Genomic DNA, 21634 nt, shown 5'->3' with positions numbered 1-21634 from the left:
AGGTGTCGTGACCGCGGTCGACGCGCACGAGGCCTACGCGCGGGTGGAGCGGGAGATCGGCCTGCTGCTGCGCCGCTCCCGCGCCATCTCCAGCCGCCTGGCCCGCGAGCTGCACCCCGACCTGGACGGTGCCGCCTACGGGCTGCTGGCGCTGCTGCAGGACGCCGGTCCACTGCGCGCCAGCGACCTGGTGGCCCGGCTGGGTCTGGACAAGAGCACCGTGAGCCGCCAGGTGTCCTCGCTGGTCGACCTGGGCCTGGTCTCCCGCGAGGCCGACCCCGCCGACGGGCGCGCCCAGGTGCTCAGCACGTCCCCCGAGGGCGCGGCCCGGCTGTCCCGCATCCGGGACGCCCGCCGGGCCCGCTGGGAGGCCGATCTCTCGGACTGGCCGGCCGAGGACGTCGCCACGCTCGGCGAGCTGCTGGCCCGGCTGAACCGGCTGGGCGAGGCCCGCGAGGCCGAGAGCAGCCGCTGAACGAAGGACCCCGTCCTCCCCGCCCTTCGCAGGCCAGGGCAGGACCCCGCCGGAGCTCAGCGGGGGCCGGGACGGGGCCGCCCGCCAGGAGCCGCGGACCGCTCACGACAGCGCCCCCGTACCCAGCCGGGTACGGGGGCGCTGTCGTGAGCGGGTCAGGCCGTCACGAACCCGGGACCATCCAGCCGAGCACCGGTGTGGCCTGCAGGACCACGATCAGGCACATCAGCAGCAGGAGCAGCATGCTCCAGCCGAACACCTTCCGGAACAGCTCGCCCTCCCGGCCGGCCATGCCGACCGCCGCGGCCGCGATGGCCAGGTTCTGCGGGCTGACCATCTTGCCCATGACGCCGCCGGAGGAGTTGGCCGCGGCCAGCAGCACCGGGTCGAGGCCGGCGTTGGTCGCCGCCTGCACCTGCAGCGCGCCGAACAGGGCGTTGGCGGAGGTGTCCGAGCCGGTCACCGCGACGCCGATCCAGCCCAGGATGGGGGAGAGGAAGGCGAAGAAGCCGCCGGTCTCGGCCAGCAGCCGGCCGAGGTGGCTGGTCATGCCCGACTGGTTGAGCACGTAGGCCAGCGCGAGCACCGCCATGACGGTCACGATGGCCCACTTCAGCTCGCGGTAGGTGTCGACGTAGGCCTTGAGCCCCCGTGCGGGCGAGATGCGCAGGACCAGCATGGTGAGCAGGCCGGCGAAGATCATCAGGGTGCCGGCAGCGGGGAACCAGTTGAAGGTGAACGTCGTCGAGGACAGCTCGGTGTCCGAGCCGGCAGCGAAGACGTTCAGCCCCGGCCACGCGAAGGACGTCGTCCACGGCGCCTGGGCCAGCGCCGCCTTCACCGGGCCGAGGTTGGCCAGCGCGAAGATGACGATGATGATCCCGTACGGGGCGTAGGCCTTGACGACCTCGGACCGGTTGTCGTCGACCACGGGTCGGTCGTCGCCAGCACCGGCGGCGGGGGCGTGCGGGTCGCGCGGGGCCTGCTCGCCCGGGGCGTCGCCGAGCTGCTCGCCGGCGGTCGCGCCGACCCCGCCGCGGCCGCGGGAGCCGCCGGACCCGGCGGCCACGGTGCCGTCGCCGCCGCCGGCCAGGGAGGCCGCGGTGACCGGCTCGTAGGCGGCCGTGCGCATGCGGACGACCGCGACGACGGCGGCCGCGGCGACGAGCGCGGCGATGATGTCGGTCAGCGGCACCGAGATGTAGTTCGCGGCGATGAACTGCGCGACGCCGAACGCCACACCACCGGCCAGCGCCTCGCGCCAGGTGTCGCGCAGCCCGCGCTTGCCGTCGACGACGAAGACCAGCACCAGGGGCACGAACGCGGCCAGGATCGGCGTCTGCCGGCCGGCCATGGCACCCAGCGTGTCGACGGTGAGCCGGGCGTCGTCGCTGACGCCGGAGGTCACGGTGGCCAGGGTGACGATCGGCGTCGCCAGCGCCCCGAAGGCGACCGGGGCGGTGTTGGCGATCAGCGCCACCGCGGCGGCCTTCATCGGCTGGAAGCCCAGCGCCATGAGCATGACGACGCTGATGGCGACCGGCGTCCCGAAGCCCGCCAGCGCCTCGAGGAGGGCGCCGAAGCAGAAGGCGATGATGATCGCCTGGATCCGCTGGTCGGGGCTGACCTTCTCGAACGAGCGCCGCAGGACGTCGAAGTGCCCGGTGGCGACCGTCAGGTTGTAGACCCAGATCGCGTTGATGACGATCCACAGGATCGGGAAGAAGCCGAACGCGGCGCCCTCGGACGCCGACAGCAGCGACTGCCCGACCGGCATGCGGAACGCCACGATGGCCAGGACGACCGCGACGGCCAGCGAGATCAGCCCGGCCATCCACGCCTTGACCTTCAGCGCCCCGAGGAGCACGAAGAGGGTGAGCAGCGGGATCGCGGCTACCAGGGCGCTCAGTGCGAGTGACCCACCGACGGGGTCGACGACCTGCTCGAACAACGGAGCTCCTTCCCTCGGCGGTGAGGGCGCGAGGCGGGGTGGGGGGACGTGGGGCGGTTCAGTGTGGGGCAGAGCCGGACCCCCTGCGGGGTCCCGCCGCGAGCTTGCGAGCAGCGGGGGGCAGGAGGGTCCTCTTTCACCCGTTCGTGGCGGAGGGCCGGGCCAGGGCGGTGCCGGGGCCGGTGAGCGCGCGCTCGAGCAGGTCCTCGACGGGCACGCCCCGGATCGAGGCGTCGAGCACCTGGACGGTGTGCGCGACCGGCATCCGCTTGCCCATCCGGGCCAGCGTGGTCGCCACCTGCATCCAGCAGCCGGGGTTGGCGGTCACCATCAGGTCCGCCCCGGTGGCGAGGACGGCGGCCGCCTTGCGCTCCCCGAGCTCCCGTGCCGGCTCCGGCTGCAGCATGTTGTAGGTGCCGGCGCTGCCGCAGCACAGTTCGGCCTCGGTGAGCTGCTTCAGCTCGATGCCCGGGATCCCGCGCAGGACCTTCCGCGGCTCCTCGCGGATGCCCTGCGCGTGGGCCAGGTGGCAGGCGTCCTGGTAGGCCACGGTCATGGGCAGCGGGTGCCGCTCGGCGACCGGGCCGATCTCGACGATGAACTCGCTGATGTCGCGGGCCTTCTCCGCGAGCGCCTCGGCGCGCGCGGCCCACTCCGGCTCGTCGCGCAGCTGGTGCCCGTACTCCTTGACGTTCGAGCCGCAGCCGGCGGCGTTGAGGATGACGTAGTCGACCCCGGCCTGCTCGAAGGTCTCGATCGTCCGCTTGGCGAAGTCGAGGGCCTGCTCCTCGCGGCCGCCGTGGCCGGGCAGGGCGCCGCAGCAGCCCTGCCGCTTCGGTGTGATGACGTCGCACCCCTCGGCGGCCAGCACGCGCACGGTGGCCGCGTTCACGTCGGGGAAGAACGTCCCCTGCACGCAGCCGGCGAGCAGCCCGACGACCGCCCGCCGCTGCCCCACGGCCGGCGTCCGCTCGGGGACGCGCTCCACCGGGCCCAGCTTGGGTGCCAGCGACTCCATGGCCATCAGCGGCCCCGGCAGCTTGCTCATCAGGCCGGTGCGGGTCAGCAGGCTGCCGAGCCGACTGGCCTGGTAGGCGCGCAGCGGCCCGCGCAGCGCACGCAGCCGCCGCGGGTAGGGGAACAGGTTGTAGATGAGGTCGCGGTAGAACTTCTCCGCCCGCGACCGCTGGTACCGCCGCTCGATCTGCGGGCGGGTGGCCTCGATGAGCTTGTCGTACTGGACGCCGGACGGGCAGGCGGTCACGCAGGCCATGCAGCCCAGGCACTGGTCGAAGTGCCGCACCATCGAGTCGTCGAGCGGCTCGCCCTCCAGCGCCTCCTTCATCAGGTAGATGCGCCCGCGGGGGCTGTCCATCTCCTCGCCCCACAGCACGTACGTGGGGCAGGTCGGCAGGCAGAACCCGCAGTGCACGCAGTCGCCGATGAGCGCGGGGTCCGGCGGGTGGTGCTCGTCGAACGCCGGCTGCACCGCCTGCCGGGTCGTGGGTGTGCCCAGCAGGGTCGGGGTGCCCACGGTGGCGGCCCCGGTGCCGGCGGGCAGGTCGATGTCCTGGCCGATGTCGAGCGGGCGGCGCGCCCCGACGACCGAGGAGGGGGCCTCGTCGGCCGTCCGGACGGCCCCGGTGGGCGTTCCGGCCGGCAGGTCGGCGGCCGAGTCGCGCACGGGGCCGACGTTCGGGGAGGCGCCGGGGGACCCGGGCGGGGGCGAGTCGCCCCGGTCGCGACTGCCCGGCGTGATCTCCGTCATCTACACCCCTCCGACGAACCGGCCCGGCGACATCCGCCGCTCGGGGTCGAACCTCTCCTTGACCCGCCGCATCAGGTCCAGCGAGTCGCCGACCGGACCCCAGTGGTCCAGGCGGTCGCGGACGGCGTCGGGCGCACGCAGGACCACCGCGGTCCCGTCGTGCGGCGCGATGGCGGCGCGCAGCCGGGGCAGCGCATCGGCCGCCTCGGCGGCCGGCACGGCCGCGTAGGACACCCCCGTGGCGGCGTGCGCGGTCACCGCGGTACCGGCGGGCAGCGCGGCCAGCACCGCGGAGAGCGACGCCGGCGCGTAGGCCAGCCGCAGCAGCACGTCGTCCGCACCGCCGGGTCGCCGGCCGAGGTCCCCCGGCAGGTCCTCGGACTCCTCGCCGCCACCCAGCAGGTCGACGGCGGCCCGGGCCTGCCCGGCCACCGACTCCGCGATCGACTCGAACAGCACGACCAGCCGGGCGGCTCCGCCGGCGCTGCCGACCAGTTCCACGGCCGACGGGGTGAGCGTCGAGCGGGCCAGTGCGGTCGCCAGCGGCCCGGCGGCCGCCGCGTCCGGCAGCTCGAGCGTGACCACCCGGCGCGCGGGCGGCACCGGGTGCAGCCGCCAGGTGGTGGAGGCGACCACGCCGAGGGTCCCGTGCGCCCCGGTGAACAGCTTGCCGAGGTCGTACCCGGCGACGTTCTTGACGACCTTGCCACCGGCGTGGGCCACGGTGCCGTCGGCGAGCACGACGGTGATGCCGATGAGCAGGTCGCGGGTGGTCCCGTAGCGCAGGCGGCGTGGTCCCGACGCGTTCGCGCTCACGACGCCGCCCAGCGTGGCGCCGTCCTCGGGCGGGTCGAGACCGAGCAGCTGGCCGGCCCGGCCGACCTGGGCCTGCAGGTCCGCGAGACGGACCCCGGCCTCGGCGACGACGGTGAGGTCGCCCGCCACGTGCTCGACGACCCGGTCCAGGCCGGTGAGGTCCACCAGCAGGTCGCACGACTCCGGCGGCGCGGCCCACGTCAGCTTGCTGCGCCCGCCGACCGGCACGACGCTGCGACCGTCGGCGGCCGAGGCCCGCATGACCTCGGCGACCTCCTCGACCGAGCCCGGCCGGACGACCTCGCGCGGGACCACGCCACCGACCGCGTCGCCGGCGTCCCCCGGCCGGGGAGGGGCGGTCACCGCGGTCATCAGAAGACCTCGCCCAGGCCGGCTGCCTGCACCGGGTGCTCGCCCTTGCGGACGCCGGGCCGCTCGCCGCACAACCGCGGGGTCGGGAAGACCTTGCCCGGGTTGGCGATGCCGTCGGGGTCGAAGGCGCACCGCAGCAGCTGCATCGTGTCGAGGTCCTCGGGCGTGAACTGCTTGGCCATCTTCATGCGCTTCTCGCTGCCCACCCCGTGCTCGCCGGTGATCGAGCCGCCGGAGGTGACGCAGAGCTCGAGGATGTCGCCGGCCAGCTCCTCGGCCTCGTGCGCCTGGCCCTCGACCGCGTCGTCGAAGAGCACCAGCGGGTGCAGGTTGCCGTCGCCCGCGTGGAAGACGTTGGCGACGCGGAGCCCCTTCTCGTCGGCCATGCGCTTCATCTCGGCCAGCACCTCGGGGAGCTTCGTGCGGGGGATGACGCCGTCCTGGACGAAGTAGGACGGGCTGATCCGCCCGACCGCCGCGAACGCCGACTTGCGGCCCTTCCACATCAGCGCCCGTTCGGCGTCGTCGGCCGCGATGCGGGTCTCGAAGGCGTTGCGGGCCCGGGCGATCTCCTCGACCTGCTTGAACTGGGCCTCGACCTCGACTTGCGGGCCGTCGAGCTCGATGACCAGCACCGCCACCGCGCCCGCGGGGTAACCGCAGCTCACCGCGGCCTCGGCGGCCTCGATGGCGAGCGCGTCCATCATCTCCACGGCCGCCGGCAGGATCCCGGCCGCGATGATGTCGCTGACGGTGCCGGCGGCGTCCTCGACCGAGGAGTAGCCCACCAGCATGGTCTGCACGGCCTCCGGCACCCGGATCAGCCGCAGGGTCAGCTCGGTGGCCACCCCCAGGGTCCCCTCGCTGCCGATGAACGCACCGAGCAGGTCGTAGCCGGGGTGCTCGGGAGCGCGCCCGCCGAGGTGGACGACCTCCCCGTCGGGCAGCACCACCTCGGCGCCGAGCACGTGGTTGACCGTGAAGCCGTACTTCAGGCAGTGCGCGCCCCCGGCGTTCTCGGCCACGTTCCCGCCGATGGAGCAGACCAGCTGCGACGACGGGTCGGGTGCGTAGGCCAGGTCGTGGGGCGCCGCGTCGCGGGTGACCCACAGGTTGATGACCCCGGGCTCGACGGTGACCTGGCGGTTGTCCGCGTCCACCGGGGACAGCGTGCGCAACCGCGACAGCACCAGCAGGACGCCGTCCGAGCTGGGCAGCGCGCCGCCGGACAGGCCCGTGCCCGAGCCGCGTGCCACGAAGGGGACCCCGGCCTCGGAGCAGAGCCTGACGGTGTCGACGACGTGCTGCCGGCTCTCGGCCAGCACCACGATCGCCGGGGTGACCTTGAAGTTGGCCAACCCGTCGCACTCGTAGGTGCGCACCTGGGTGCGGTCGGTCAGCACCCGCTCGACCCCGACCGCGGCCCGCAGCCGGTCGGCCAGGGCGGCGGTGCGGTCGGAGAGGACTGGTTCGGCGACGGCGGTCATGGCGTCCTCACGGCATCCGCTCGTATGCGGGCAGGGTCAGGAAGTCCGAGTACTCGTCGGCCACGGCCATCTCCAGGAACAGCGAGCGGGCGTCGTCCCAGCGGCCGGAGGCGAAGGCGTCGCCGCGGGCCTGGGAGATGGCCTGCATCTCCTCGTCGGTGATCCGTTCGACCAGCTCGCGGGTGACCGTCTCACCGCCTGCCAGCTGCACCCCGTTGTGCAGCCACTGCCACACCTGGCTGCGCGAGATCTCGGCGGTGGCGGCGTCCTCCATGAGGTTGTTGATGCCGACCGCGCCGGAGCCGCGCAGCCACGCCTCGATGTACTGGATGCCGACGCTGATGTTGCTGCGCAACCCGGCCTCGGTGACGTCACCCGGGGTGGAGCGGACGTCGAGCAGCTGCTCGGCGGCGACCTGCACGTCCTCGCGCTTCTTGTCGATCTGGTTCGGCCGGTCGCCGAGGACGGCGGTGAACACCTCCTTGCAGAGCTCCACCATGCCGGGGTGCGCGACCCACGAGCCGTCGAAGCCGTCGTTGGCCTCCCGCTCCTTGTCGGCGCGGACCTTGGCGAAGGCCTGCTCGTTGACGGCCGGGTCCTTCGACGGGATGAAGGCCGCCATGCCGCCGATGGCGTGCGCGCCGCGCTTGTGGCAGGTGCGCACCAGCAGCTCGGTGTAGGCGCGCATGAACGGCACGGTCATCGTCACGGAGTTGCGGTCGGGGAGGAGGAACTCGTCGCCGCGGGTCCGGAACGTCTTGACGACGCTGAACATGTAGTCCCAGCGACCGGCGTTGAGGCCGGCGGAGTGGTCGCGGAGCTCGTAGAGGATCTCCTCCATCTCGAACGCCGCGGGGTAGGTCTCGATGAGCACGGTCGCGCGGATGGTGCCGCGGGGGATGCCCAGGTGGTCCTGCGCCAGGTTGAAGGCGTCGTTCCAGAGCCGCGCCTCGAGGTGGCTCTCCATCTTCGGCAGGTAGAAGTAGGGGCCCTGGCCGCGGTCGATCTGCTTCTGGCCGCAGCTGGCCAGGTACAGCGCGAAGTCGACCAGGCTGCCGGAGGTCTGCTCGCCGTCGACGGTGATGTGCTTCTCGGGGAGGTGCCAGCCGCGCGGGCGCACGATGATGGTGGGCAGTTCCACGTCGTCGTGGAGGCGGTACTCCTTGCCCTCGGGGCTGGTGAACTCCAGCGTCCCGTCGATCGAGTCCATCAGGTTCAGCGGGCCGTTGACCACGTTCTCCCACAGCGGGGAGTTCGCGTCCTCCTGGTCGGCCAGCCAGCACTTCGCGCCGGAGTTCAGCGCGTTGATGGTCATCTTCCGATCGGTGGGGCCGGTCATCTCGACCCGGCGGTCGACCAGACCGGGCGCCGGCGGGGCGACCTGCCAGGAGTCGTCCTCGCGGATCGACCGGGTCTCCTCGAGGAAGCCGAGGCTGGCGCCGTCGGCCAGCGCGCGGACCCGCTCCTGCCGCGCGGCGAGCCGCTCGAGCCGCCGTCCGTTCAGCTCGCGGTGGAGGAGGGCGACGAGCTCGAGCGCCCGGGGGGTGAGGACCTCGTCGTACCGGTCCCCCACGGGGCCGGTGATCTCGAGACCGTCCACGCCGGCGATGGTGCTCATGGTTCTCCCTGGAGTCGCTGTGCTGGAGCGCCGCCCGGTTCTGCAGAGCGGCAGGCGGGGGTACTGTGCATTCCGCATCGTGGAAGCCGATGTCTGATCACTGGAAAAGTAGTGGGGCCGGTCACCAGCGGTCAACCCGAGGAGCCGCGGTCCGGAACCCGACCGGGCGCAAACGAGGGGAGCGGGAGATGGCCGCTGGTGGGTCCGCGGAGGGCGTGCAGTCGCTGGACCGCGCCTTCCTGCTCCTCGAGCTCATGGCCGACGCCGGCGGCGAGGTGGCCATCAGCCGGCTGGCGGCCGACAGCGGCCTGGCCGTCTCCACGATCCACCGGCTGGTGCGCACCCTCGTGGGCCGCGGCTACGTGCGCCAGCTGCCCTCGCGGCGCTACGTCCTCGGGCCGCGGCTGATCCACCTGGGGGAGTTCGCATCGCGGATGCTCGCCACGTGGGCCCAGCCCCACCTCGCCCGGCTGGTCGACGTCATCGGGGAGACGGCGAACCTGGCCATGCTCGACGGCGACCGGGTCGTCTACGTCGCGCAGGTGCCGTCGCGGCACTCCATGCGGATGTTCACCGAGGTCGGTCGGCGGGTGCACCTGCACTGCACCGGCGTCGGCAAGGTGCTGCTGGCCCAGCTGCCCCCCGAGACCGCCCGCGAGCTGCTGGTCCAGGGCGGCATGCCCGCCCGCACGGAGCTCACCGTCACCGATCCCGACGAGCTGCTGCGCCAGCTGCCCGCGATCGCCGACCAGGGCTACGCGGTCGACGACGGCGAGCAGGAGACCGGCGTCCGGTGCGTGGCGGTCCCCGTGCCAGGCGGCTCCGCCGCGGGGGCGATCTCGGTGTCCGGCCCGGCGGGGCGGCTGGGACTGGACGCGGTGTCCCGTGCGGTGCCGCTGCTGCAGTCGGCGGCGGCCGCGCTGGCCACCGAGCTCGGACGGGACGGCGGGCGCCCGGCCGGCTGACCCGGGAGAGCCGTCCCGCCGCGGCCTGAGTTGCAGACAGCAACCAACTGGACGTATGGTTGCGTACTGCAAGTACTTCCTGCGGCGAGGAACCCGTGCCCACCACCCCCGAGACCCGTGACCGCCTCACCTCCGGCGTGGTCCGCGTCATCCGCAGCGGGCGCCACCTGGGCGTCCGCGCCGCGGACGTCCTCCACGGCGACCTGCCCTCGTTCGGCTGGGCGCTGCTGGTGCCCCTGGAGCAGGACGGCGAGCAGCGCTGCAGCGCCCTGGCGGTGCGGGCCGGTGTCGACTTCTCCGTCGCCAGCCGGCAGCTGGCGGCGCTCGAGCGGGCCGGCTACGTCGAGCGCCGTCCCGACCCGCGCGACGGCCGGGCCAGCCTGGTGCACCTCACCGACGAGGGCGCCCGTGCCCTGGCCGCCACCCGCGTCCTGCGCGCCCAGTGGGCCGCCGCCGCACTGGCCGACTGGGACGAGGACGACGCGCGGCTGCTGTCCGGGCTGCTGGAGCGGCTCGCGACCGATCTCGACCGGGCTCCCGCCGTCGTCCGCCCCGCCGCCTCGTGACCTGCGGTCGCCTCGCGCCCCCCACCCACCGCACCAGCCAGTCCAGGAGAACCGTGGCCGCCACCACCACCACGCGCGACGACCGCACCGCGGCCGTCCCCACCTCGGCGCCCGCCGACGTCGTCCCTGCCGAGCAGCAGGGCCGGATGACCCACCGCCAGATCCTCTCGGCGCTGTCCGGGATGTTGCTGGCGATGTTCGTCGCGTTCCTGTCCTCGACGGTCGTGTCGAACGCCCTGCCGACGATCATCACCGAGCTGCGCGGCACGCAGGGCCAGTACACCTGGGTGGTCACCGCGACGCTGCTGGCCTCGACGGCCTCGACCCCGATCTGGGGCAAGCTGGCGGACCTGTACAGCAGGAAGCTGCTGATCCAGATCTCGATCGTGGTGTTCATCGTCGGCTCGATGCTGGCGGGCCTCGCCCAGTCGGTCGAGACGCTGATCGCCTGGCGGGTGCTGCAGGGGCTCGGGCTCGGTGGCGTCCAGGCGCTCGTGCAGATCGCGATGGCCGCGATGATCAGCCCGCGCGAGCGGGGTCGGTACTCCGGTCTCATCGGCGCCGTCATGGCGGTGGCCACGGTCGGTGGTCCGCTGATCGGCGGCCTGCTCGTCGACACCAGCTGGCTGGGCTGGCGCTGGTGCTTCTACGTCGGCGTCCCGTTCGCCGCGGTCGCGCTGGTGCTGCTGCAGCGCACGCTGCACCTGCCGGTGACCCGGCGCGCCGTCCGCATCGACCACCTGGGCGCCGCCTTCCTCTCGGCCGGCGTCTCCGCGCTGCTCATCTGGGTCACCCTGGCCGGCGACACCTTCGCGTGGGCGTCGACCGAGACGGCGCTGTTCGTCGGGGGCGGGGTGCTGTCCGTCGTCGCGTTCGTGGTCACCGAGCTGCGCGCGCCCGAGCCGATCGTCCCGCTGCGACTGTTCCGCGACCGGACGACGACGCTGTCGATCCTGGCCAGCACGGCGATCGGTGTGGCGATGTTCGGGTCGTCGGTCTTCCTCGGCCAGTACCTGCAGATCTCCCGCGGCTACTCGCCGACCGCCGCGGGTCTGCTGACCCTCCCGATGGTGGGCGGGCTGCTGCTCTCCTCGACCGTGTCCGGCATCCTCATCACCCGCTCCGGGCGCTGGAAGGGGTACCTGGTCGCGGGCTCACTGCTCGTCGTCGTCGGCTTCGCGCTGCTCGGCACGGTCGACCACGAGACGGACATGGTGCTGCTCGGCGCCTTCCTGTTCGTCCTCGGCGTCGGCATCGGCATGACCATGCAGAACCTGGTCCTCGCCGTGCAGAACACCGTCGCCGCCCGCGACCTCGGCGCGGCCAGCTCGGCGGTCGCCTTCTTCCGCAGCTTGGGCGGCACCATCGGCGTCGCCGTCCTCGGGGCGGTGCTCGACTCCCGTGTCGGCCAGCTCACCGCGCAGGGCCTGGCCGGGGTGCCGGGTGCGTCGCAGGGGTCCGGCGGGGCCGGTCTCGCCGACCTCGCGGACGCGCCGCCCGCGGTCCGGGCGCTCATCGCGGCTGCCTACGGGGACGCGACCGGGCGGGTCTTCGCCGTCTCGGCCGTGGTCGCGGTGGTGGCGGTCGTGGCCATCGCCTTCGTCCGCGAGGTGGCCCTGCGGACCGAGAGCGGCGACGAGCGGCTGCAGACCGAGTCCGCCTGAGGGAGGACCCCGTCCTCCCCGCTCCTCGCAGGCTCAGGGCGGGGCCGGTCCGCGCGGGCCCGCGCGGGAGGCCCTGCGGGGAGCCGGGGGCTACGGTGCGCCGGTGAGCGACGCGTCCCGGCTGCTGCTGGTGGTCAACCGCGCGGCCGGCTCGGCCGGGGACGACGCGGTCGAGGCCGCGGTCCGCGTGCTGCGCGCGGGCGCCGACGTCGAGGTGGTCGCGACCGGGTCGGCGGCCGAGCTGGACGCCGCGGTCGCCGGCCGCGACGGACGCCGGCTCGTCGTGCTGGGGGGTGACGGCTCGGTGCACGCCGTGGTGCGGGCGCTGGACCGGGCCGGCGCGCTGGACCCCGCCGAGGCGGTCGGCATCGTGGCCCGCGGCACCGGGAACGACCTCGCGCGGACCCTGGGCCTGCCCCTGGACCCGGAGGAGGGGGCGGCCGCCGTCCTCGCCGGCCGGCCCCGGCCGCTGGACCTGCTGGACGACGACGCCGGCGGGCTGGTGGTCAACGCGGTGCACGCGGGGGTCGGGGCGCGGGCCGGGGCCCAGGCCGACCGGCTCAAGGAGCGGCTCGGCGCGGCCGCCTACCCGGTGGGCGCGGCACTGGCGGGGGTCAGCAACCCCGGCTGGCCGCTGCGGGTCGAGGTCGACGGCCGGGTGGCGACGCACCCCACCCAGGGCTGGGCGGCCGACGGCACGTGCGACGTGCTGATGCTCGGCGTCTGCACGGGCCGCTCCATCGGGGGCGGGACGCCACTGGCCCCGCAGGCCGAGCCGGACGACGGGCTGGCCGACGTGGTGGTCTCGGTCGCGACCGGGCCCGTGGCCCGCGCCGCCTTCGCGACGGCGCTGACCGGCGGCGACCACGTCGACCGGCCCGACGTCCTGGTGCTGCGCGGGCGCCGGGTGTCCGTCACCGGGGGCCCGGTCGACCTCGACGCGGACGGCGAGGTCGAGGAGGGCGTCCCGGCGCGGACCTGGCGGGTCCGGCGGCACGGCTGGTCGGTGCTCGTGCCGCCGCCTCGGTGACCGACTGGAACGGCCCCCTGCAGGGGCCCGCCGCGAGCCTGCGAGCGGTGGGCGGCAGGGGGTCCTCTCTCAGCTCTCCAGGGACGCGTCCAGGCTGATCTCGTCGACGCCGGCCAGCGCCTTGCTCACCGGGCAGCCGGCCTTGGCCGCCTGCGCGGCCTGCTCGAACCCGGCGGCGTCGAGGCCCTCGACCTCACCGCGGACGGTGATCGCGATCTTCGTGATGTGCGGCCCGCCGTCCTTCTGGCCGAGCGTGACGTCCGCGGAGACCTCGAGGGACTGCGGGGTGCCGCCGGCCTTGCCGATCTCGTTGGACAGGGCCATCGCGAAGCAGGACGAGTGGGCCGCCGCGATGAGCTCCTCGGGGCTGGTCGTGCCGTCGGCCTCCTCGGCCGCGCGCTTGGGGAACGACACCTCGTAGGTGCCGACCTTCGAGCTGGACAGCTCGACCTGGCCGGAGCCCTCCTGCAGGGTGCCGTTCCAGGCGGTGCGAGCGGTACGGGTGGGCATGGGTCCTCCTCCTCGGGACGGGTGTGTCGCCGGTGCGCTACCCCGGTCCGTCGTGGACAACCGGACCCGGGTCAGTTGCTGGTGACCCGCTCGGTGATCAGGTTGAGCTTGGCCTTGAGGTCGGCGAACTCGGCGCGGTCGAGGTCGAGCGCGCAGATGATCTCGCCGGAGATGGCGTCGGCCTTGTCCCGCAGCTCCCGGCCGGCGTCGGTCAGCGCGATGGCGACCGAGCGCTCGTCCTCCACCCGGCGGTGGCGGGTGACCAGGCCCGCGGTGGTGAGCCGCTTGAGCAGCGGGGACAGCGTGCCGCTGTCCAGCGAGAGGCGGGCGCCCAGTTGACCGACGGTCTGGTTGTCCTCCTCCCACAGCAGCATCATCACGAGGTACTGCGGATAGGTGAGTCCGATGGCGTCGAGCAGCGGGCGGTAGCGCGCGGTCATCGCCCGGGAGGCGGCGTAGAGCGCGAAGCACAGCTGGTCCTCGAGGACCGCGCTCGGAGCCGGGAGACGCGTCATCCCCCGATCCTAGGCCCCCGGCCCCCGCGGTACCGGGGGTTGGCCCTCGACATACCCCACACTGGTGGCCAGGTCGCGTCCTGCACGGCGCGGACGCGGAGAGGTTGAGCGGAACAGACTCAACCCTGCGGTCGTTGGACCACTCGACACCAGTCGGCCGGCGTGCCCGGCCCCACCCGAGAGGACCGTCCCCACAGACCATGCAGAGCAAGCTGACCACCCGTTCGCAGGAGGCCGTCACCGCCGCCCAGCGGCTCGCGGTCGACCGCGGCCAGGCCGCGCTGGAGCCCCTGCACCTGCTCGCCGCGCTGCTCGAGCAGACCGACGGCATCGCCGGCCCGCTGCTCAAGGCCGTGGGAGCCGACGTCGCCGACGTCCGGGCGAAGACCGACGCCGCGCTGCGGCGGATGCCGAGCGTGAGCGGGGCGACCGTGCCCGCCCCCGCGCCGTCCCGCGAGCTGCTCCGCGTGCTGAACGCCGCCGGGGAGCAGGCGAGCGCGCTGGGCGACGAGTTCGTGTCCACCGAGCACCTGCTGGTGGGCCTGGCCGGCTCCGACGGCGAGGCGGGCGCGGTGCTCACCAGCGCCGGCGCCACCCGCGACGCCCTGCTGGCCGCCTTCCGCACGGTCCGGGGCACCCGCAAGGTGACCACCGCCGACCCGGAGAGCACGTTCCAGGCGCTGGAGAAGTACGCCGTCGACCTCACCGCGCGGGCCCGCGAGGGCAAGATCGACCCGGTCGTCGGCCGCGACACCGAGATCCGCCGCGTGGTGCAGGTGCTGTCCCGGCGCACCAAGAACAACCCGGTGCTGATCGGCGAGCCCGGCGTCGGCAAGACGGCGATTGTCGAGGGCCTGGCCCAGCGCATCGTCGCCGGCGACGTCCCGGAGAGCCTCAAGGGCAAGCGGCTGATGGCGCTGGACCTGGCCAGCATGGTCGCCGGCGCCAAGTACCGCGGTGAGTTCGAGGAGCGGCTCAAGGCCGTCCTGCAGGAGATCTCGGAGTCCGAGGGTGAGGTCGTCACCTTCATCGACGAGCTGCACACCATCGTCGGCGCCGGTGCCACCGGCGACTCGGCCATGGACGCCGGCAACATGATCAAGCCGATGCTGGCCCGCGGTGAGCTGCGGATGGTCGGGGCCACCACCCTCGACGAGTACCGCGAGCACATCGAGAAGGACCCGGCCCTGGAGCGCCGCTTCCAGCAGGTCTTCGTCGGCGAGCCCTCGGTCGAGGACACGATCGGCATCCTGCGCGGCCTCAAGGAGCGCTACGAGGTCCACCACGGCGTCCGGATCACCGACGCCGCGATCGTCGCCGCCGCGACGCTGTCGGACCGCTACGTCACCGCCCGGTTCCTGCCGGACAAGGCGATCGACCTGGTCGACGAGGCCGCCAGCCGGCTGCGGATGGAGATCGACAGCCGGCCGGTCGAGGTCGACGAGGTCGAGCGCGCCGTCCGCCGGCTGGAGATCGAGGAGATGGCGCTGTCCAAGGAGGACGACCCCTCCTCGGTGGAGCGGCTGGCCGCGCTGCGCGCGGACCTGGCCGACAAGCGCCAGCAGCTGGACGAGCTGACCGCCCGCTGGCAGCAGGACAAGAGCGCGATCGTCCGCATCCAGCAGATCAAGGAGGAGCTGGAGCGGGCCCGACTGGAGGCCGAGCGGGCCGAGCGCGACGGCGAGCTGGCCAAGGTCGCCGAGCTGCGCTACGGCCGGCTGCCCCAGCTGGAGAAGGCGCTGGCCGACGCGGAGGCCTCGGTCGCGGGCACCGACTCGATGCTCAAGGAGGAGGTCGGCCCCGACGACATCGCCGAGGTCGTCCAGGCCTGGACCGGCATCCCCGCCGGGCGGCTGCTCGAGGGGGAGACCCAGAAGCTGCTGCGGATGGAGGAGGAGCTCGGCCGGCGCGTCGTGGGCCAGCCCGACGCCGTCCGTGCCGTCTCCGACGCCGTGCGCCGGGCGCGCTCCGGCGTGGCCGACCCGAACCGGCCCACCGGGTCCTTCCTCTTCCTCGGCCCGACCGGCGTCGGCAAGACCGAGCTGGCCAAGGCGCTGGCGGAGTTCCTGTTCGACGACGAGCGGGCGATGGTCCGCATCGACATGAGCGAGTACTCCGAGAAGCACTCGGTGGCCCGGCTGGTCGGCGCCCCGCCCGGCTACGTCGGTTACGAGTCCGGCGGCCAGCTCACCGAGGCGGTGCGGCGGCGGCCCTACACCGTCGTGCTGTTCGACGAGGTCGAGAAGGCCCACCAGGACGTCTTCGACGTGCTGCTGCAGGTGCTCGACGACGGCCGCCTGACCGACGGCCAGGGCCGCACGGTCGACTTCCGGAACACCATCCTGATCCTGACGTCGAACCTCGGCTCGCACCTGATCGCCGACCAGTCGGTCGACGAGGGGCGGCGCCGGACGGCGGTCATGGAGGTGGTCCGGCAGCACTTCAAGCCGGAGTTCCTCAACCGGCTGGACGACGTCGTGGTCTTCCACGCCCTCGGCAGCGAGGAGCTGGCCGGCATCGTCGACATCCAGGTCGGCGTGCTCGCCCGCCGGCTGGCCGCCCGCCGGCTCACGCTGCGGGTCACCGACGCCGCGCGCGAGTGGCTGGCGCTCAACGGGTTCGACCCGGTCTACGGCGCCCGCCCGCTGCGCCGGCTGGTGCAGTCGGCGATCGGCGACCAGCTGGCCAGGGCCCTGCTGTCCGGTGGGGTCCGGGACGGCGACGAGGTCGTCGTCGACGCTCCCGAGGACCTCGCCGAGGAGGGCCTGACCGTCCGCCGCGGCTGACGCGAGGCGGCGGGGGCCTGCCGTCCCACCCCCGGGGCGGCAGGCCCTCGTGCGTTCCGGTCGGGTGAGCAGTCGTCGCCGACACGCGCGGAGCCTCGACCACGACTGCCGGCTGGCCGCGGACCACTCCAATCGGGTCTCGATCGCCTTCCGGCCCTGGCCGGTGTCGGCAGGGTGGGTGATCATCACGGCAGGGACTCGACCGCGAGCAGGGAGTAGGCGATGACGTCAGGGCAGGGTGGCCAGGACCCCCAGCAGGGGTGGCAGCCGCCGCAGGAGCAGCCGGGCTGGCAGGCGCCGCCCCAGCAGGGCTGGCAGCAGCCGCCGCCGCAGGGCTGGCAGGGCCCGCCGCAGGGCTGGCAGGACCCGCCGCAGGGCTGGCAGGGGCAGCCGCAGTACGGCTACTCCGCCGCGCCGCCGGCGCCCGGGCACGACTTCGCCCCGGAGGCGCCGGAGCGGCCGACGACGGTACGGGTCGGCGTCGGGGCCTTCATGGCCACGCTCATCCTGAGCCTCATCGCCTCGCTCGTGCAGTTCTCCGGCCTCGATGAGCTCGTCGCCCAGGGGGTGGCCGCGGCGAACGACCCGGTGATCACCGAGGACGTCGTCCGGGCCGGCCTGGTCGTCGCCGTGGTGCTCGGTCTGCTGGTGGCCGCCCTCGAGGCCCTCTTCATCTGGTTCGCCTGGAAGGGCCGCAACTGGGCGCGGATCGTGCTCGTCGTGCTGGGCGGGCTCAGCGCCGTGTTCGGCCTGGCCGGCCTGGGCACGGCCACGGCCAGCAACGGCTTCCTCGACTCGCTGTCGGTCATCTCGTTGCTGCTGACGATCGTCGGGGTCGTCGCGTTGGCGCTGCGGCCGTCCAGCGAGTGGTACCGGGCGATGACCGCCCGCCGGCAGGCCGGACTGCGCTGACCACTCGTTACGGACTTGTTACCGGAACGGTGAACCCCTAGGGCGGCTGGTCGCGAAGCCCAGTCGTGACCACCATCGAGCAGGCCTCGGCACCGGCGACCGGGCCGGACGGGCAGGGCAGCGGACGGCCGCGCGCCGGGCGCCGTCCGCTCGCCGCCGGAGCCGGGCTGCTCTCCGCCGGCGTCGCGCTGGGCGGAGCCGAGCTCGTCGCCGGCCTGGTCGGTCCGCAGGCCTCACCGGTCGTCGCCGTCGGCGACACGGTCATCACCCTGGTCCCGGAGCCGGTCAAGGCCTTCGCGATCGCGACCTTCGGCGAGAGCGACAAGATCGCCCTCGTCGTCGGCACGCTGCTCGTCATCGCCGTCTACGCCGCGGTCCTGGGCGTCCTGGCGCTGCGCCGCCGGACGCCCGGGGTGGCCGGCATCGCGCTGTTCGGCGTGGTGGGGGCAGTTGCGGCCGCAACCGGCCCCGCCGGCGGCCCGCTCGACGCACTGCCCTCGCTGGCCGGCGCAGTGGCGGGGGTCGTCGCGCTGCTCGCGCTCCTGGCGCCGCTCACCGGGCCGACGGCAGGCGCCGCGACCACCCGGCCCGACGACGGGGTCCCGCCGGCCGAGCGCCTGCGGACGTCCCTCGGCGCCGGTGACCGCAAGGGCCCCGGGCTCGACCGCCGCCGCTTCTTCCTGACCGGCGCTGCCGCCGCCGGCGCCGCCGTCGCCACCGGGGGCGCCGGCCGGCTGCTGCTGCGCCGCTTCGACGTCGGTGGGGCGCGGGCCGGCCTCGTCCTCCCGGCCCCGGCCTCCCCGGCCGCGGCCCTGCCGGCCGGCGCCGACCTCGCCGCGGCGATCGGCGGCCTGACCCCGCTGTTCACGCCCAACCGCGACTTCTACCGGGTCGACACCGCGCTCACGGTGCCGCAGATCGATCCAGCGGGCTACGAGCTGTCGCTGACCGGGATGTTCGACGCCCCGCGCAGCTACACGCTCGACGACCTGCTCGGCCGCTCCGACGTCATCGAGCGCGACACCACCCTGACCTGCGTGTCCAACACGGTCGGGGGCCGGCTGGCCGGCACCGCCCGCTGGCTCGGGATCCCGCTGGGGGCCCTGCTGCGCGAGAACGGCATCCGGCCCGGCTCCGACCAGCTGGTCTGCCGCTCGGTCGACGGGATGACCATCGGCGCGCCCACGCGCTCGGCGCTCGAGGTCAAGGACGCGATGCTCGCGTTCGGCATGAACGGTGAGCCGCTCCCGGTGGAGCACGGCTTCCCGGTGCGGATGATCATCCCGGGCCTCTACGGCTACGTGTCGGCCTGCAAGTGGCTGACCGGGATCGAGGCGTCCACCTACGACGCGTTCGACGTCTACTGGACCGAGCGCGACTGGGCCGCCCGGGCGCCGATCAAGATCGCGTCCCGCATCGACACCCCGGCGCCGCTGCGTCGCTTCCCGGCCGGCCGCCGTGCGATCGCCGGGGTGGCCTGGGCGCAGACCCGCGGCATCGGCGCCGTCGAGGTCCGGGTCGACGACGGGCCGTGGCTGCCGGCGCAGCTCTCCCCGCAGGTGGACGCCGACCTGTGGCGGCAGTGGGTGCTGCCCCACGACTTCGCCCCCGGCTCGTACCAGCTCACCGTCCGCGCGACCAGCGCCGAGGGCGAGGTGCAGACCGAGGAGCGCGCCGAGCCGTTCCCCGCCGGGTCCAGCGGACTGCACTCCATCCGGGTCAACGCGACCTGAGCCACCCCACAGCTCGTCTCGGCCGCCGGCCGCAGGCGTGGCCCGCGACCCCCCGGGTCGTGGGCCAGGAACCCCGCACGACGACCAAGGAGATCCCCGTGAAGCGCACCCTCACCCGCACCGCCGTGCTGGTCACCGCCGCCGGCACCGCCATCACGCTGAGCGCCTGTGGCTCCGAGGACACCGCCTCGGAGGCCGCTACCGGCGCCGGCTCCAGCAGCTCGTCCCCGGCCGCGCCGGAGACCAGCACGGAGATGGGCACCGACGCGGCCGCCGCCGAGCCGTTCGGCGAGGGCTGCACCGCCGTCCCGGCCGACGGGGAGGGCAGCTTCACCGGCATGACCGACGACCCGGTGGCCACCGCGGCCAGCAACAACCCGGTGCTGTCCACGCTGGTGCAGGCCGTCATGCAGGCCAACCTGGTCGACGCCCTGAACACCGCCGAGGACGTCACCGTGATCGCTCCGGCCAACCCGGCGTTCGAGGCCATCCCGCCGGACGCGCTGCAGGCGGTGCTGGCCGACAACACCCAGCTCACCGCGATCCTGACCCACCACGTCATCGAGGGTCGCCTGGCCCCCGACGAGCTGGCCGGCACGCACACCACGCTCAACGGCGACGAGGTCACCATCGAGGGCTCCGGCGAGGACTTCACCGTCACCCAGACCGTGACCGGCACCCCGGCCTCGGTCATCTGCGGCAACGTCCAGACGGCGAACGCCACCGTCTACATCGTCGACCAAGTGCTCGCGCCGGCCGGCGTCTGAGAGGGGCCCCTTCCGCCCACGTCTCGTCGAAGGCCCGTCCCCCCGCCCTCCGCGGGCTCGGGGCGGTGCCCCGGACGGGCCGTCGGGACCCCGGAGGGGAGCCGGCCGCGGGCCGTCGTCCGACCGGACGGCGGCCCTCGGCCAGTTCGCACTGTCGTCGTGCCGTTACCGGCTGTTCCGCCCCGCGCCGGTGATGATGGCGGGCGTCCCCGACCGAGGAGCCCCGCCCCGTGACGCGCACCCCGACCCGCCGCGCCCTGCTCGCCGCCGCCACCGCCCTGGCGCTGCCGCTGGCCGGCTGCGGCTCCGGCGAGCCGGCGGACGACGCCGCCGCGGCGAGCACCGCCCCGGCGGCGCCGTCCGCGGCGGAGGCCGCCCCGCCCGCGCCGACCGGCCCCTTCGGTCCCGGCTGTGCCGCACTGCCGCCCGAGGGGCCGGGCAGCCCGGCTGCCCTCGCCGCCGCTCCGGCCGCGACCGCGATGTCGACCGTCCCGGGGCTGACCCACACGACGGCCACCGTGCAGGCGGCCACGCTCGCCGCGTCCCTCGACGCCACCCAGGACCTCACCGTGCTGGCCCCGGTCGACGGGGCCTTCACCGCCGTTCCGCCCGCCACGCTGGCCCCGCTGCTGGCCGACACGCCACGGCTGACCGCGCTGGTCACCCACCACGTCATCGCCGGCCGGCTGGCCCCCGGCGAGCTGGCCGGCACGCACACCACCCTCGACGGCGGCCAGGTCACCATCGACGGCGAGGGCGAGGCCTTCACGGTCAGCGCCGACCAGACGCTGCTGGGTGCGGCCGACGCGACGGTCACCTGCGGCAACCTCCTGACGCTCAACGCGACGGTCTACCTCGTCGACCAGGTGCTCACCCCGGCCGCCTGAGCGTGCCGGAGCGGCCCTCCCCAGGGGCCCGCTCGGCCGCGTCCAGAGGCTCGCCGTGGCCCCCGTCCTCCCCACCCCGAGCGTGCGCAGGGTGGGGAGGACGGGGTCCTCTCACGGCGGGGTGCAGAAGGGTCCCCATAGGGTCGGCGGCATGGAAACGGACCCCCTCCCTGCCCGCCCCTCGTCCCCCGGAGCGGGACCCGGGGGAGGGGTCGCCCGGCCCGACCGTGACCGGCTGCTCGAGCTCGTCGTCGACCTCGCCGTCGTCCACGGGCGGGTGACGCTGTCCTCGGGGCAGGAGGCCGACTGGTACATCGACATGCGCCGGCTGACGCTGCACCACGAGGGAGCGCCGCTGGTGGGCCGGGTGATGCGCCAGCTCACCGGGGACCTGCGCTACGACGTCGTCGGCGGGCTCACCCTGGGCGCCGACCCGGTCGCGACGGCGATGCTGCACGCGGCGGCCGCGGGAGAGGGCTTCCTCGACGCGTGCGTCGTCCGCAAGACCGGCAAGGCGCACGGCCTGCAGCGCCGGATCGAGGGGCCCGACGTCGCCGGTCGCACCGTCCTCGTGGTCGAGGACGTGTCCACCACCGGCTCCAGCCCGCTGACCGCCGTCGAGGCACTGCGCGAGGCCGGCGCCGAGCCGGTCGCCGTGGCGGTGGTCGTGGACCGGGGCGGGCGGGCCGCGGTGGAGGCGGCGGGCCTGGAGTACCGCGCCGCGTTCACCCTCGCCGACCTCGGCCTGTAGGCGGACCCTCCAGGTCCCGCCGCTCGCAGGCTCGCGGCGGGACCGGGCAGGGGGGCCGAGG

At 74.4% G+C, this 21634-nt stretch carries 18 protein-coding genes; 11 read left to right on the top strand and 7 right to left on the bottom strand.

Annotated elements, in window-relative coordinates:
- Positions 1-7 precede the first annotated feature (7 nt).
- Positions 8-475, top strand: a complete 468-nt coding sequence (locus BMW27_RS19515) for a MarR family winged helix-turn-helix transcriptional regulator (RefSeq protein WP_091447264.1) — start codon at positions 8-10, stop codon at positions 473-475.
- A 163-nt stretch (positions 476-638) separates the two neighbouring features.
- Here the strand turns inward: BMW27_RS19515 and BMW27_RS19510 are convergent, their stop codons facing one another.
- The 5 genes from BMW27_RS19510 to aceB all read right to left on the bottom strand — a co-directional run bounded on the left by BMW27_RS19510 (position 639) and on the right by aceB (position 8487).
- On the bottom strand, positions 639-2426 hold the full coding sequence (locus BMW27_RS19510) for an L-lactate permease (RefSeq protein WP_091447260.1): 1788 nt from the start codon (positions 2424-2426) through the stop codon (positions 639-641).
- 136 nt (positions 2427-2562) lie between these two features.
- Positions 2563-4194: a glycolate oxidase subunit GlcF gene (gene glcF / locus BMW27_RS19505; protein WP_175486579.1), complete on the bottom strand. Its 1632-nt coding sequence runs from the start codon at positions 4192-4194 to the stop codon at positions 2563-2565.
- Complete coding sequence (locus BMW27_RS19500; RefSeq protein WP_091447257.1) at positions 4195-5382, bottom strand: FAD-binding oxidoreductase; 1188 nt, start codon at positions 5380-5382, stop codon at positions 4195-4197. It abuts the gene before it with no gap.
- Positions 5382-6869: an FAD-linked oxidase C-terminal domain-containing protein gene (locus tag BMW27_RS19495; RefSeq protein WP_091447254.1), complete on the bottom strand. Its 1488-nt coding sequence runs from the start codon at positions 6867-6869 to the stop codon at positions 5382-5384. The genes BMW27_RS19500 and BMW27_RS19495 overlap by 1 nt, the downstream gene beginning before the upstream one ends.
- Before the next feature lie 7 nt (positions 6870-6876).
- Complete coding sequence (gene aceB, locus BMW27_RS19490) at positions 6877-8487, bottom strand: malate synthase A (protein ID WP_091447251.1); 1611 nt, start codon at positions 8485-8487, stop codon at positions 6877-6879.
- A gap of 188 nt (positions 8488-8675) precedes the next feature.
- Between aceB and BMW27_RS19485 the strand changes: the two genes are divergently transcribed.
- The 4 genes from BMW27_RS19485 to BMW27_RS19470 all read left to right on the top strand — a co-directional run bounded on the left by BMW27_RS19485 (position 8676) and on the right by BMW27_RS19470 (position 12712).
- A complete protein-coding gene (locus tag BMW27_RS19485) occupies positions 8676-9452 on the top strand; it encodes an IclR family transcriptional regulator (RefSeq protein WP_091447247.1) in 777 nt (258 codons plus the stop codon).
- Between the two features lie 95 nt (positions 9453-9547).
- Positions 9548-10018 carry a MarR family winged helix-turn-helix transcriptional regulator gene (locus BMW27_RS19480; RefSeq protein ID WP_091447244.1) on the top strand — a complete coding sequence of 157 codons (471 nt, stop codon included), beginning with the start codon at positions 9548-9550 and terminating at the stop codon, positions 10016-10018.
- 53 nt (positions 10019-10071) lie between these two features.
- Complete coding sequence (locus BMW27_RS19475; RefSeq protein ID WP_217638213.1) at positions 10072-11682, top strand: MDR family MFS transporter; 1611 nt, start codon at positions 10072-10074, stop codon at positions 11680-11682.
- Between the two features lie 103 nt (positions 11683-11785).
- The gene (locus BMW27_RS19470) at positions 11786-12712 is read left to right on the top strand and encodes a diacylglycerol/lipid kinase family protein (RefSeq protein ID WP_091447241.1); all 927 of its coding nucleotides are present in this window, start codon (positions 11786-11788) and stop codon (positions 12710-12712) included.
- Between the two features lie 69 nt (positions 12713-12781).
- Here the strand turns inward: BMW27_RS19470 and BMW27_RS19465 are convergent, their stop codons facing one another.
- Positions 12782-13222: an OsmC family peroxiredoxin gene (locus BMW27_RS19465; RefSeq protein WP_091447239.1), complete on the bottom strand. Its 441-nt coding sequence runs from the start codon at positions 13220-13222 to the stop codon at positions 12782-12784.
- A 71-nt stretch (positions 13223-13293) separates the two neighbouring features.
- Complete coding sequence (locus BMW27_RS19460; protein ID WP_091447236.1) at positions 13294-13737, bottom strand: MarR family winged helix-turn-helix transcriptional regulator; 444 nt, start codon at positions 13735-13737, stop codon at positions 13294-13296.
- A gap of 200 nt (positions 13738-13937) precedes the next feature.
- Here BMW27_RS19460 and clpB point away from each other — a divergent pair, with 200 nt between their 5' ends.
- From clpB to pyrE, 6 genes are all read left to right on the top strand, one after another.
- Positions 13938-16523, top strand: coding sequence for an ATP-dependent chaperone ClpB (gene clpB, locus BMW27_RS19455; RefSeq protein ID WP_091447234.1), 2586 nt, complete (start codon positions 13938-13940; stop codon positions 16521-16523).
- 222 nt (positions 16524-16745) lie between these two features.
- Positions 16746-17435, top strand: coding sequence for a hypothetical protein (locus BMW27_RS23050; protein WP_139206942.1), 690 nt, complete (start codon positions 16746-16748; stop codon positions 17433-17435).
- Between the two features lie 65 nt (positions 17436-17500).
- Positions 17501-19168: a molybdopterin-dependent oxidoreductase gene (locus BMW27_RS19440; RefSeq protein WP_217638212.1), complete on the top strand. Its 1668-nt coding sequence runs from the start codon at positions 17501-17503 to the stop codon at positions 19166-19168.
- Positions 19169-19266: 98 nt separating this feature from the next.
- Positions 19267-19935: a fasciclin domain-containing protein gene (locus BMW27_RS19435; protein WP_091447224.1), complete on the top strand. Its 669-nt coding sequence runs from the start codon at positions 19267-19269 to the stop codon at positions 19933-19935.
- Positions 19936-20165: 230 nt separating this feature from the next.
- The gene (locus tag BMW27_RS19430) at positions 20166-20822 is read left to right on the top strand and encodes a fasciclin domain-containing protein (RefSeq protein WP_091447222.1); all 657 of its coding nucleotides are present in this window, start codon (positions 20166-20168) and stop codon (positions 20820-20822) included.
- A 151-nt stretch (positions 20823-20973) separates the two neighbouring features.
- A complete protein-coding gene (gene pyrE, locus BMW27_RS19425) occupies positions 20974-21573 on the top strand; it encodes an orotate phosphoribosyltransferase (protein ID WP_091447220.1) in 600 nt (199 codons plus the stop codon).
- The last annotated feature ends 61 nt before the right edge of the window (positions 21574-21634 follow it).

This window comes from Geodermatophilus poikilotrophus (assembly GCF_900111455.1).
Classification (GTDB): Bacteria; Actinomycetota; Actinomycetes; order Mycobacteriales; family Geodermatophilaceae; genus Geodermatophilus; species Geodermatophilus poikilotrophus.
Note: the sequence above shows the minus strand (reverse complement) of the source record. Positions and strands in the feature narration are given on the sequence as shown.